At 43.1% G+C, this 12335-nt stretch carries 11 protein-coding genes; 8 read left to right on the top strand and 3 right to left on the bottom strand.

Features of this window, described 5'->3' with window-relative positions:
- Positions 1–133 precede the first annotated feature (133 nt).
- Both PY364_RS10820 and PY364_RS10815 read left to right on the top strand, forming a co-directional pair.
- The gene (locus PY364_RS10820) at positions 134–1603 is read left to right on the top strand and encodes an Ig-like domain-containing protein (RefSeq protein WP_275522436.1); all 1470 of its coding nucleotides are present in this window, start codon (positions 134–136) and stop codon (positions 1601–1603) included.
- 96 nt (positions 1604–1699) lie between these two features.
- On the top strand, positions 1700–3424 hold the full coding sequence (locus tag PY364_RS10815) for an ABC transporter ATP-binding protein (protein ID WP_275522435.1): 1725 nt from the start codon (positions 1700–1702) through the stop codon (positions 3422–3424).
- An 82-nt stretch (positions 3425–3506) separates the two neighbouring features.
- Here PY364_RS10815 and PY364_RS10810 read toward each other — a convergent pair whose 3' ends face one another.
- Together PY364_RS10810 and PY364_RS10805 are read right to left on the bottom strand one after the other, a co-directional pair.
- Positions 3507–4484, bottom strand: coding sequence for a YegS/Rv2252/BmrU family lipid kinase (locus PY364_RS10810; RefSeq protein ID WP_275522434.1), 978 nt, complete (start codon positions 4482–4484; stop codon positions 3507–3509).
- A gap of 149 nt (positions 4485–4633) precedes the next feature.
- Positions 4634–6247 carry a metallophosphoesterase gene (locus PY364_RS10805; RefSeq protein WP_275522433.1) on the bottom strand — a complete coding sequence of 538 codons (1614 nt, stop codon included), beginning with the start codon at positions 6245–6247 and terminating at the stop codon, positions 4634–4636.
- 232 nt (positions 6248–6479) lie between these two features.
- Between PY364_RS10805 and PY364_RS10800 the strand changes: the two genes are divergently transcribed.
- Positions 6480–7865 carry a hypothetical protein gene (locus PY364_RS10800; RefSeq protein WP_275522431.1) on the top strand — a complete coding sequence of 462 codons (1386 nt, stop codon included), beginning with the start codon at positions 6480–6482 and terminating at the stop codon, positions 7863–7865.
- Positions 7866–7920: 55 nt separating this feature from the next.
- Here the strand turns inward: PY364_RS10800 and PY364_RS10795 are convergent, their stop codons facing one another.
- Positions 7921–8229 (bottom strand): DUF3067 family protein, encoded by a 309-nt coding sequence (locus PY364_RS10795; RefSeq protein ID WP_275522430.1) that lies wholly within the window; start codon positions 8227–8229, stop codon positions 7921–7923.
- A 226-nt stretch (positions 8230–8455) separates the two neighbouring features.
- On the opposite strand from PY364_RS10795, the gene PY364_RS10790 reads away from it, so the two are divergent.
- The 5 genes from PY364_RS10790 to PY364_RS10770 all read left to right on the top strand — a co-directional run bounded on the left by PY364_RS10790 (position 8456) and on the right by PY364_RS10770 (position 12247).
- Complete coding sequence (locus PY364_RS10790; RefSeq protein ID WP_275522427.1) at positions 8456–8998, top strand: cytochrome b6-f complex iron-sulfur subunit; 543 nt, start codon at positions 8456–8458, stop codon at positions 8996–8998.
- A gap of 153 nt (positions 8999–9151) precedes the next feature.
- On the top strand, positions 9152–10141 hold the full coding sequence (gene petA / locus PY364_RS10785; protein WP_275522425.1) for an apocytochrome f: 990 nt from the start codon (positions 9152–9154) through the stop codon (positions 10139–10141).
- 35 nt (positions 10142–10176) lie between these two features.
- The gene (locus tag PY364_RS10780) at positions 10177–10308 is read left to right on the top strand and encodes a hypothetical protein (RefSeq protein ID WP_275522424.1); all 132 of its coding nucleotides are present in this window, start codon (positions 10177–10179) and stop codon (positions 10306–10308) included.
- Positions 10309–10313: 5 nt separating this feature from the next.
- A complete protein-coding gene (locus PY364_RS10775) occupies positions 10314–11162 on the top strand; it encodes an alpha/beta fold hydrolase (RefSeq protein ID WP_275522423.1) in 849 nt (282 codons plus the stop codon).
- 2 nt (positions 11163–11164) lie between these two features.
- Positions 11165–12247 (top strand): FAD-dependent oxidoreductase, encoded by a 1083-nt coding sequence (locus PY364_RS10770; protein ID WP_275522422.1) that lies wholly within the window; start codon positions 11165–11167, stop codon positions 12245–12247.
- Positions 12248–12335 lie beyond the last annotated feature (88 nt).

The following is a 12335-nucleotide window of genomic DNA, read 5'->3' as shown; positions in this document are numbered from 1 at the left end:
CGTTAAAGAAACCGCCCAGAGGGCGGCGTTACAGATAGAATTGATTAAAGTTTCTAACAGTTACAAACGGCTTTAAATATAAATAAATCTATAAAACTATTAAGTCGATCTCGCCCTTCGTTTTTGCGATAATATGATATCAAAACTAAAACAATTGCAGCCTATTGACCGTCTTGCTCTCTCTCTTATACTATTGCTAAATCTACTAATTGGATTATTGATGCTTACTGGCGATCGCACTCGCCCAAGAGTCCGAGATTTTAGTTGGCAAAACAAAGTTGTAGGATCTGTAGATACCGCTTTTATTCTCACTTTTAGCCGACCAATGGATCGGGATAGTGTAGAAGCAAATTTGCAAATTGAGCCGCCATTACCAGGAAAAATTAGCTGGGTTGGCAAACGATTAGTTTATACCTTAACAACTCCTGTTCGCTATGAAACAACTTATCAAATAAAATTAGATAAAGCAATATCTAGTATAGGCAAGGAAAAATTCGGTAATCCTATTCAGGCGTTTGTTGGTAAGTTTCGCACTCCAGATAGAGCTTTTGTTTATATAGGTGTAGAGGGAGAAGAAAAAGGAAGATTAATTTTATATAATCTTACTGTCAAACAAAAAAAAATCCTGACTCCTAAAAATTTAGTAGTTAAAAACTTTAAACCTTATCCTATAGGCGATCGGATTTTATTTTCTGCTGCCGAATGGTCAAATAATAAGCGTGGTTTGTTAGAACAAAGTTTATATGCTGTTAATACTGGCAGGCTTTCTCTGCAATCAGAACCAACGGCAGAAACCAGTAAGATTGACCTAATTTTAGATAGTAAAATTTATCAAAATCTAAAATTTGACTTATCCTCTGATGGCAAAGCAATTGTAGTTCAGCGAATCAATAGAAACAATTTAGGAGATACTGGCTTGTGGTTGCTGCGCTCTAATATCGCACCCCAACAACTGACAAATAGACCAGCCGGAGATTTTTTAATAACCCCAGATAGTACATCTATTTTGAATCCGCAAACGGAAGGTATCGATATTTTACCGCTTACTAAAAATGCAAAACCTCTAGATTTTATCCCTTCTTTTAGGAGAGTCCTTGATATTAGTATTGACGGCAGAAAATCGGCAATGATAAAATTTAATAGTGATGCAACACCATCGCTATTCTTAGTAACAAATCAAGGGAAAAAGCAAGAGTTAGTAAGCACCCAGGGGCAAATTTTAAACTGTAAGTTTAATGCTGCGGTAGCCTTTCTCTACTGCTTGGTAACTAGACCCAAACCAGGGAAGAAAGAATACTCTGAACAGCTAAATCTTGAGGCTATTGACCTAACAACATTTAAAATATCAGTGCTATCGGTTTTACCCGATCGGTGGGAAACAGTAATTAGCTTATCACCAGATGGGACTGCCTTGCTATTCGATCGGGTGGTTGAGAAGAATGAAGAGCCGAAAATAGGAGATTTAAGAACAAATTTAGGAACAGCGATCGCAACTTCTAGTATAATGCTGTTGGGTCTGAATCAAAACCAGCCTTATAATGGTGGCGAATTACAGCCTCAAGAACTACCTTTGCGAGGATTTCACCCTTGCTGGCTGCCATGACAAGGTAGCGATTAAAGATGCTTTACCAATGAAACCCACATTGATAATATAGTTTAGTTGACATATTTTTTAAAGCAATTGTAGGCGCAAAACATCTTGAAAACTCGGTCTAATTACTGGCAAATACTCCCTTATCTCCGTCCACAACAGCAAACTATTGCTAAGGCATTAGCTTGTACCTTAGCATTTACCGTTTTCTGGCCGATTATCGCGTGGCTAATTGGCCAAACAGCAAAATTTATTGGCGAAGGGGATTTAAAAGGATTCGCTCAAATTGCTGGTCTAAGTGCCGTCATTTTCTTAATTCGCGGTACTGTTCAATACGGACAAGATACGTTGATGGCAAAAGCTGCATTGACTATTGCTTTAAACATTCGCAAGCAAGTTTATACACATTTGCAGCAACTTAATCTCAGCTACTTTGAAACATCTAAAACTGGAGATTTATCCTATCGTCTCACTGAAGATATTGACCGCATCGGCGAAGTTATCAACAAGTTTTTTCACCAGTTTGTACCTTGCATTTTGCAGCTAATTGTTGTCCTGGGATATATGATTTATCTCAATTGGCAATTAACTTTAGCTGCATTAATAATTGCCCCAGTAATGGCGATATTAATTGGCTGGTTTGGTGAAAGGTTACTTACTTACTCCCGTCGGAGTCAAGATAGAATATCTGATTTATCGGCAATGTTAACTGAAGTATTCAGCGGTATTCGCCTGGTAAAAGCCTTTGCTGCTGAGGAATATGAGATTGCTAGATTTGTGCAGGAAGCGGAACAAAACCGCCGTGCTAAATATTTAGCAGAACGGGTAAAAGCGCTCCAATTTGTAATAGTTGGCTTTTTAGAAGCCATGAGTATACTGCTGTTATTTTTCTTAGGTGGCTGGCAAATTTCTCAAGGCAATTTAACGGCTACAGCCTTTATCAGTTATGTCGCAGGTGTGGCGCTTTTAATTGACCCAATTGCGATTACAACTAGCAATTATAGTGAGTTCAAACAGGGAGAAGCATCTTGCGATCGCATTTTTGAACTCTTACAAATTCAGCCGAGTGTAGTCGAAAAACCGGGCGCGATCGAACTTCTTCCAGTTAACGGTAAAGTTGAATATCGGAATGTGACTTTTTCTTACCAACCGGAAAAATCTGTAATACAAAACTTAAATTTGTTGGTACATCCCGGAGAAATGATTGCACTCGTTGGCCCTTCCGGTGCGGGGAAAACTACTTTAGTTAATCTCTTACCCAGATTTTACGAACTCCAAGCTGGAGAGATTTTAATTGACGATATTAATATTCAGAATGTGACTTTAGGTAGTTTGCGGCGACAAATTGGAATTGTACCCCAAGAAACAATCTTATTTTCTGGTAGCATTGCCCAAAATATTGCTTTTGGTCAAGCTTATTATGAAATGAAAGATGTAGAGGCGGCGGCAAAAATTGCTAATGCTCACCAGTTTATCAGTCAATTTCCCGATGGATATCAAACTTGGGTAGGGGAAAGGGGGGTGAATTTATCGGGGGGACAGCGACAAAGAATTGCGATCGCACGCGCAGTTTTGTTAAATCCCAGAATCCTGATCCTCGATGAGGCTACCTCGGCTTTGGATTCGGAATCAGAAGCTTTAGTCCAGGAAGCCTTGGAAAGGTTGATGCGCGAGCGTACTGTTTTTATTATCGCTCATCGTTTGGCAACTGTGCGGCGGGCTGAAAGAATTTTAGTAGTAGAAGGTGGCAAAATAGTAGAATCAGGAACTCACGAGGAATTGTTGGAAAAAGGCGATAGATATGCTCGTTTTTATGCTCAGCAATTTAGTTAAGTCGAAGGAAGAAGGAAGAGGCAAGTTTTTCCTCTTCCTTCTTCCTTCTTCCTTCTTCCTTCTTCCTTCTTCCCTCGATTTACTATTCCTCTGGAGACTTCAATTCAACAGTAAGATTCGGTAAACCAGAGAGCTTTTCAGTCTCTGGAATTTTTTCAACTAATGGTACAATAATCGTTAATCCTCCTGGCACGCACTCAATTGACAGCGGAGTATTGCCCATCAGTTCCCCATCTAAGACAACTTTTTGAGGCGGATCGGTGGTAATTTTAACCTGTTTTGCTCGCAAATAACCAATGTCATCTCGTTCAGAAGCACTACCTCTCAAAGCACTTTGCAATAAGTGATAAGAAAGTGCGATCGCGCCTGCTGCATTTTCAGGTGCTACCACTGTAATATCTAACAAACCATCATCGACAATAATTCCCGCAGGCCCTTGAGCTAAAATAGAAGTAGGCGGTGCTGCATTAGCAACCGTTACGGCAGCAGCAGTAACATTAATAATCTTATCTTCAGTTTCAATTTGCACATCAAAACTCTCCATATTGTTCAACTGTTTAATGCCAGATAAGATATAAGCCAACATTCCCCAGCGATTTTTTGACTCCCGATCCGCTAATTCTATAGTTTCTGCTTCAAAGCCAATTCCTGCTAGTAAAACCATCGGTTCTTTGCCATTGCACATGGCTGCATCCACTATGCGCGTTACTCCTCCTAAAATCACTCCGCAGGCAGATTCTATCGTAGTGGGAATTTCTAAAGCATTGGCAAAAGCATTAGCAGTTCCGCGCGAAATAATTCCCAAAGGGATATTACTTCCCACTACCGCCGCTGCAACGGCTGACAAAGTGCCGTCACCCCCAGAGGCAATAATAGTTTCCGCACCTCTAGCAATAGCTTCGTGGGCAAGTTGAGACGCGCTTATTTCTAGAGTGGTCATGCGAATATCGAGGTCAATAACCGGCTCTAAAAGTTCTCGAATTTTAGCCAAATCTTGATCGGGGTCGCTTTGACCGGCAACGGGATTAAAGATTAGGCAGGCAGAACGTTTTTCACTCATTTTTAGTTGATTTTAAATTGCTATAGCTAGAGGCTAGGGGCTACGATGCTCAGGGCTAGGCGAAAGAACGGGAAGAAGGGAATAGAATCTATTAACAGTTAACAGTTAACAGTTAACAGTTAACTGTTAACAGTTAACAGTCCCAAAAATCAAATAACAAACGGTTCAACTTCACTGTAATCCCACTGTCTCCTAAAGCGTTCAGCGATCGCAGGCCGGACTAGAAATTTAGGCGGGTTCCCGGCCAAAACATCAATCTGCAAAAACGAGTAAGGACGGCGTTTTTGCGAACCTTGACCGTTGCGGCCGACAAAAAGCAGGGATTCGGCAACGGGGATGGTACCCTTATCAGGCCGATTTCCCCGATGCGATCGCGCCAACTGGTAACTCTGGGCCCGATCGACGGCCTCCACCAACACAGGCCCTTCCTCCCGCTGACGGCGCAGACTGTGACCGCTACCTCCGCAAATCAGCCAATTTGTGTGAGAATCAGCGTGTCCAGTGTCCCCAGTGCGTATATATTCTAAACAGTGAGCGTGACCTGAGAGAATCAGATCCGCTACGCCTCGCCGCCCCCCTAAATCCCCAACTGCATCCGCTACGGCATCAAATACCTCGCGGAGGCGGTAACGAATTGCCAAAGTTTGACCTTGATTCCACTTCGTCGCCTCAGTGACATAGGGAGGGTGATGCAAGTAAATCACCCGCCCTCGCACATCTGGATTCTGCCAAGATGCAATCAGTCTTTCTTTGAGCCAGTTAAGCTGTTCAGAGTCAGTTACAGTGGTTTTGTCCGCTGTCAGGTGTTTGTCAATGTCTAACCTTTGCTCATCAATTTGGGCTAACTTGGCCCGGAAATCGTCCAACTGTTCGGCCTCATCGGGGCGATCGCGATTCAAGGTTGCCGAAGTTTCCAAGATTTGCAACTTTTCCTGCTCTAAATCCTGCCTTTGAGCTTCCAAAGCGCGGCGGTAAGAGTCTCCCGCCTCCGTCGCTGGTAGGGGTAGTGGCGCATTAAAAGTATTCGAGTCCAGAGCAAAAAAATCAATGCCCCCACTGCGGAAAGTATAATAACGGTTGGGTAAACGGGTAAAGCGTCCAGGTTCGTAGTGCAAACAACGACCAGTGTTAGTTTGGGCAGTGTAGTGAGTATCTAAGTGGCGATCGAGTTGGCCTGGAAGGTTAAAAGCTTGGAGACAGTCAAGAAATGCTTTAGCATAAGCATGACCTTGGCGCGATCCGTGCCAACCAACATCGAAATCTAATTTTGACTGGAACAGGCGGCGCAGCGGTAAGGCACTCTGTGCGAGAATGCCGTAAATCAGAGGTAAGTCATAGTAATCGTGATTGCCAGGAACCGGCAGAAACGGCAGATTAAATAACATTTTGTCATAGGCAATACGGGAGGGTGTCTCGCCTCCAACTAGAAACTCGCGGTAGGGGCGAATAAAATTTTGCTGGTAATACTCGCTGGAACCTACTAGATAAACAACATCTCCAGTGTGGAGGATGAAGCGGCAACTATCGCGGCGGGCAGCCATGATTTTTGCAATCCGACGCTGGGGGTTATGCCCGCCCTGGTTTCCCGATCCGCTGTCTCCTGCGACTAAAAATGAGAACTCCTCACTATCTGGGAAGCGATCGCCCAAAACCAGCCGCGTTTGATCGATACCCCGCTGGACAATTAATCTGTCTTGCCACCGTACCCGCTCTTTCATCTTGCCGATTTTAACGGGAATTGGCGGGTCAGATACAAATTGCACGCCACCTATCTCCTAGATTTTTCAGTTCTCAGTTAATAATGCTGCGATCGCTGAAGTTTGTACATCCCTCCAAGGGAAGGCTACCGTGTAATAATTTAGTGAAAATGCAACAAATTTAGCAGGAGTGAAATCTCCTGTAATGTACGATACTAAGTCACAGATGGCATTCAACTACCGCTTTTGATAGTATGCAATCAAGCCGAGGAATCAGGGAAAGCAGTGGAGGTGCGCGATGGAGCTTTTAGCTGAGCAGAAACGATGCTTAGATTGCTTGGTAACGTCAATCAGACAGCTAGGCGGTCAAGTAGAACCAGATCGACTTGAATATACAGCCGAGCTGATTATTCAAACTATGAGGGGCCCTTGGCGTTATTTTCATACGTCAGAGCACATTTTTGAGGTTGGGGGGTCAGTAGATCCCGTCGAGGTATTGGCAGCTTTATTTCACGACATGGTTTACGTTCAAGTAGATCAGGGCGTTGGTTTTAACATCAGTAGCTATATTTGTCCTTTTGTTAAGGAGGTGCGATCGCAGCTAGTAATCAAAGACGAAAATGAAATTACTAAAGACTTGATGTACGAGTTAGTAGCAGTCATATTCGGGTTTGTTCCCGGACAAACTCTCTCACCCTTCGCAGGTCAAAATGAGTTTTTGAGCGCGATCATGGCTGCAAAATGTTTAGAGCCTTTCCTACCTACCAATATCATCGCCAAAATCGCAGCCTGCATCGAAGCGACAATTCCCTTTCGACCAATTTCACCCTCTGGCTTGACTGCCAGCGAACTGCTGCATCAACGCTTAATTACCGCTAATATTCAGTTTAACCTTGGCTGGACAGACCCCGAAACTTGCGAAGTAGTCAGGCAATCAGTGAGATTGGGCAACCGCGATGTTGAAAATTTTGCCTATCCTAATTCGGCAGATTTTTTGGATAATACCTGGAATCTCATGCCTGAAACTAATCACGAACTGAGTAATGTTAATTCCTACACAGTTGGCGGATACCGTAGGTCTCTGCAAAAAATGGAAGGATTTATGAACTTCCTCAAACCCGAACTGGTTTTCCATCATTTTATGGGAGAACCAACTGATGAAAATTACTTAGGTTTAATTTCCAGAACCAGAAAAAATATCGAAGTGGCGAAGCTTTATTTAGGTGCAAAACTAATTACAATTGCCATTCTCGAAGCCCTTTCTTACCGCTTGGGGCGAGACATCCCCCTTTCAACTATGATGGGAGAATTACCCACGCCGGGATTTACAACATCTGCTTTAGAAAACTTCTTACCAGAAATACCTCTAGCGCATCCATTGAAAAGCCAACTGGAAAAAGAAGTGCTAGACCTGTTAGCTAAAGGGCGCAATCAGGAATCACGTTACGATATTAAAAACTCTCCAGTTGCTACGTTTATTATCAAATCCATTGGGTTTGCTGAAATTGAACACCTGCTGAAGAAAGCTAAAGATTTCTTTGCTGGTAATATGCGATCTGAAGAATTTCTATCTTATTGCGACCCTGATGTAGTTGGGACAATTGCAACTGGAGTTATGAAACTTTTTGAGAGCCGCAAAATGGCTTTGGGTAAAGTTAAATTAACAGAGAAAGCGATCTCCTAGAAATATAGCTAGGGACTACGATGCTCAGGACTACTCCCTAGTCCCTAGACCCTAGCTATAACAACCATTCAGAGGCTCTTTCGCCTAAGTCAAGGGGGATGCTGACGGCCTTACCAAGACGCGGGCGATCGCGAGTTGTGGCAATATACTCTCTAACTTGTTCTGTACTACCCCAAGCGTGCAGGTAAGTCGCGATCGCATCTAAATGCTCAATATAATCCGCTTCCCCCATCGGAAAAGAAGCCTGTTCCAGGTATTTCCACATGACTTGCACAAAAATCTTACCCCGCGTCCGCCGCAGTTGGATATCGTAGGATTTTCCCCACTTATCTAGCAATAGCTGCCGTAAATCCAGGCCCGTCATGGTTGCTCCTCAGTTAACCGCTTAAGTTTACATTTCTTAACAGTAAAATCCGTAGTTCAAAAAATGTAATAATGCTCTAATCAAGGCTGTAAGGCTTATTCTTCAAAGGAATTTTCGCCTTAATGCCTATTGAAAGCAGATTAACCGCAATTATCCCTGTTGTCTGCACATACTGATTCACAGATAGTTTGTAAAAAAACGTAACTTAACACGGCAAAGGCAGGTTATGGCTCAAATTTCTGCTCACAATCCAGATGTCCCTGATATGGGCCGTCGTCAATTTATGAATTTGCTCACGTTCGGAACTGTAACGGGCGTAGCACTGGGTGCACTCTATCCTGTTGTCAAGTATTTTATCCCGCCGTCGAGCGGTGGTACTGGCGGTGGCTTAACTGCTAAGGACAAACTGGGTAATGATATCGTTGTCAGCAAGTTTTTGGCAGAACACGCCGTAGGCGATCGCGTTTTAGCACAAGGCCTAAAAGGCGACCCCACCTATATTATTGTAGACAAAGAACAAAGTCTTGCCGAATATGGAATCAACGCAGTCTGCACCCACTTAGGCTGTGTAGTGCCTTGGAATAACAGCGAGAACAAATTTATTTGTCCTTGTCACGGTTCCCAATACAACAACGAAGGGAAAGTTGTGCGCGGCCCTGCACCATTATCTTTAGCCTTAGCTCACGCTACTGTCGCAGATGATAAGCTGACCTTTACCCCTTGGAAAGAAACAGACTTCCGCACTGGCGAAGCCCCTTGGTGGTCTTAATTATTGAGTTTTGGCAATTGGTTATTTGTACTCTGTCAAATTGGTCATAAGTCTTTATTTGTCTGTTGTCCAATTATCAACTACCAATTACCAATTACCAATTACCAATTACCAATTACGAAACTGTTTGACCTTTGAGATCGAAATACTCTGATGCCAAAAATTGATTTATCAGCGATATTGCACCGCACTGTTGGGGCGATCGCGAAGACCACGCTAGTTGCGATCGCAACCCTAGCATTTTTCATCACCAGCGACATCGCACTACCTCAAACAGCATCCGCCTATCCCTTTTGGGCGCAACAAACCGCACCCGCAACACCCCGCGAAGCAACTGGGCGGATTGTTTGTTCTAACTGTCACCTCGGCGCTAAACCTACGGAAGTTGAAGTTCCCCAGTCTGTTTTGCCAGATACAGTTTTTGAAGCCGTTGTCAAAATTCCTTACGACATTAACGTACAGCAAGTAACAGGCGATGGCAGCAAAGGCGGCCTCAATGTAGGCGCTGTCCTGATGTTACCCGAAGGTTTCAAGATTGCTCCTCCAGAAAGAATTCCAGAGGAAATGAAGGAAAAAGTTGGCGAACTTTACTTCCAACCTTACAGCGAAACCCAGGAAAATATCGTCATCATCGGGCCACTACCTGGCGAACAATATCAGGAAATAGTGTTCCCTGTTTTGTCTCCCAATCCAGCAACTGACAAATCCGTTCACTTCGGTAAATACCAAATTCACGTTGGCGGAAATCGCGGACGCGGACAGGTTTACCCAACTGGCGAAAAAACCAATAATGCTGTTTTCAACGCCTCTGTTGCAGGTACAATTTCTAAGATTTCCCAACCAGAAGATGGCGGTTATGAAGTAACAATTCAACCCGCAGAAGGTGCAGCAGTTGTGGATACAATTCCCGCTGGCCCTGAGTTGATTGTTGCTGAAGGGCAAGAAGTGAAAGCAGCACAAGCTTTGACTAATAACCCGAATGTGGGTGGATTCGGTCAGAAAGACGTTGAAATTGTCCTACAAAGTGCCGGTCGCGTTCAATGGCTGATTGCATTCTTTGCTCTTGTCATGCTAGCTCAAATTTTGCTAGTTCTGAAGAAGAAACAAGTCGAAAAAGTGCAAGCTGCTGAAATGAATTTCTAAGTGCGGCCACATCAATCCTGTAGGGCGTGTAATTCATGCCCTACATTTTTATTACTAACAGAACTGACGCAAAACAGTTTGTAACGCCGCCGTCTCGGCGGTATACTTACCGCCCAGAAGTCGGCATTATGTTAGTCATCAATAAGTCGTTTATTACTAAGAAATAAAAACAGTGTCACTTGATAAACAGACAATTAAAGTAGGAAATCTTGAATGGTTTTACCGCGAAGCAAAGCCGGTTAACGAATCCAATCTGCCGCCAGTTTTGCTACTGCACGGATTGCCTTCTCAAAGCCACACCTGGACTGCCATAATGCCAGATTTAGCAACATTTGGATTTCGCGCGATCGCGCCAGATTGGATCGGTTTTGGCTCATCAGCAAAACCCGATAAACTCGACTTTGCTTATACACCCGATGCCTTTGTTACCGCCTTTGCCGAATTTATTGAAACCCTAGAAATTGACAGGCTTTACTTAGTTGTTCAAGGATTTTTAGGTTCCGTCGGTATCCAATACGCCTTACGTCATCCCGATAAAATTGAGCGCTTAGCTATACTCAATACACCCATTTCTATCGAATCAAGATTACCTTGGAAAATTCAACAATTGGGGTTGCCTTTTGTAGGCGACATGATCGTACAAGACCCCCTTTTAGTTGACAGAACTCTAGAAAGTGGCTGTCGTTACCCCATATCTGATAAAGATTTAGATGTCTATCGTCGCCCCTTTTTGAAAAGTTCCGAAGCGGGGCGATCGCTATTAGCAACTGTGCGAAATCTCCAGTTACCAGAGTCAATGGCAGAAATTGAAACTGGGTTAAAAGAATGGAAGCGACCAACTTTAATTCTCTGGGGGACAGGAGATCCCTGGATTAATATCGACCAGGCAAAAAATTTAGTTAAATCTCTACCAAATGGAGAATTAGTTAAACTAGAAGGAGCCGCCCATTATCCTCAAGAACATTGGTCGGAAAAAGTTAGCAATGCTCTGTTATCATTTCTACGCCGAATAGAGATATAGAAATGAGTAGAGTGACAATTATTGGCTGTGGTGTAATTGGGGCAACAATTGCTTATGAACTCAGCCAATTTCCCGAACTAAAAATTACAGTTTTGGATAAAGAGACACCCGCAAAAGCTGCTACCGGGGCCGCCCTCGGTGTATTAATGGGTGTTGTTAGTCAGAAAATTAAGGGCAGAAATTGGCAATTAAGAGAAAATAGTATCAAGCGTTATGAAACCCTGATACCAGAGTTAGAGGCAATTACTGGGCGAAAAATTCCTGTTAATAGAGACGGAATTTTTATGCTTTGTCGGGAAGGAGAGGATTTAAGTAATTGGGAAAAGTTGGTTGCAACTCGCAAGTCTCAAGGTTGGAATTTAGAGATTTGGAATGTAGAAAAAGTGCGAGATCGCTTTCCTCAGCTAAACTTAGAGAGGATTATTACTGGTATTTATTCCCCTCAAGATAGACAAGTAGATCCAACTGTTTTAACTTTGGATTTAGTTGATGCTGCTCAGCAAAAAGGAGTTGATTTTGAATTCGATTGCACTGTTTTAGATATTAAGATTTCTCCTACAGGTAGCTATCAGATTCAAACACCAACAGAAAACTTAGAATGCGACTGGTTAATTATTGCGGCTGGTTTAGGTTCGACTCCTTTAACAGCAGCTTTAAAACAGTCTATCGATATTCGCCCCGTCTTAGGCCAAGCGTTACATTTACGCTTAGAAAATACCTCGATTAGTTCTAATTTTCAGCCAGTAATTACCTGCGATGATGTTCATATCGTCCCTTTAAGAAAGGGCGAATGTTGGGTTGGAGCGACGGTTGAGTTTCCTCTAAATGAGGGTGAAATTGTAGCGGATGATGTTAAGTTAAATGAAGTAATGGCAAAGGCAATTGCCTTTTGTCCTGTTTTAGCTGAAGCTAATATTATTAGGAAATGGTCGGGATTGCGCCCCCGCCCAGAAGGACAACCAGCACCAATTATTCGTAAACTTTCTGGTTGCGATCGCGTAATTATTGCTTCTGGACATTATCGAAATGGCATATTATTAGCACCGGCAACTGCACAGGTAATTCGAGATATCATTCTCAGCTAAAAAGTAGATAACCGGGAAAATACATAAGTATGTCATTGCGAGTGAAACGAAGCAATCGCAAGGTTACGGTTTGGGATTGCTTCGTTTC

Source organism: Kamptonema sp. UHCC 0994, assembly GCF_029167235.1.
In the GTDB taxonomy this organism is placed as follows: Bacteria; Cyanobacteriota; Cyanobacteriia; order Cyanobacteriales; family Microcoleaceae; genus Kamptonema.
The sequence above is the reverse complement of the archived record's forward strand: the minus strand, read 5'-3'. Positions and strand labels throughout refer to the sequence as shown.

Coding starts and splice junctions, on each gene's coding strand:
- PY364_RS10820 (WP_275522436.1), top strand. CDS start 134: ATGATATCAAAACTAAAACAATTGCAGCCTATTGACCGTCTTGCTCTC.
- PY364_RS10810 (WP_275522434.1), bottom strand. CDS start 4,484: ATGAGTGAAAAACGTTCTGCCTGCCTAATCTTTAATCCCGTTGCCGGT.
- PY364_RS10800 (WP_275522431.1), top strand. CDS start 6,480: ATGGAGCTTTTAGCTGAGCAGAAACGATGCTTAGATTGCTTGGTAACG.
- PY364_RS10795 (WP_275522430.1), bottom strand. CDS start 8,229: ATGACGGGCCTGGATTTACGGCAGCTATTGCTAGATAAGTGGGGAAAA.
- PY364_RS10790 (WP_275522427.1), top strand. CDS start 8,456: ATGGCTCAAATTTCTGCTCACAATCCAGATGTCCCTGATATGGGCCGT.
- petA (WP_275522425.1), top strand. CDS start 9,152: ATGCCAAAAATTGATTTATCAGCGATATTGCACCGCACTGTTGGGGCG.
- PY364_RS10780 (WP_275522424.1), top strand. CDS start 10,177: ATGCCCTACATTTTTATTACTAACAGAACTGACGCAAAACAGTTTGTA.
- PY364_RS10770 (WP_275522422.1), top strand. CDS start 11,165: ATGAGTAGAGTGACAATTATTGGCTGTGGTGTAATTGGGGCAACAATT.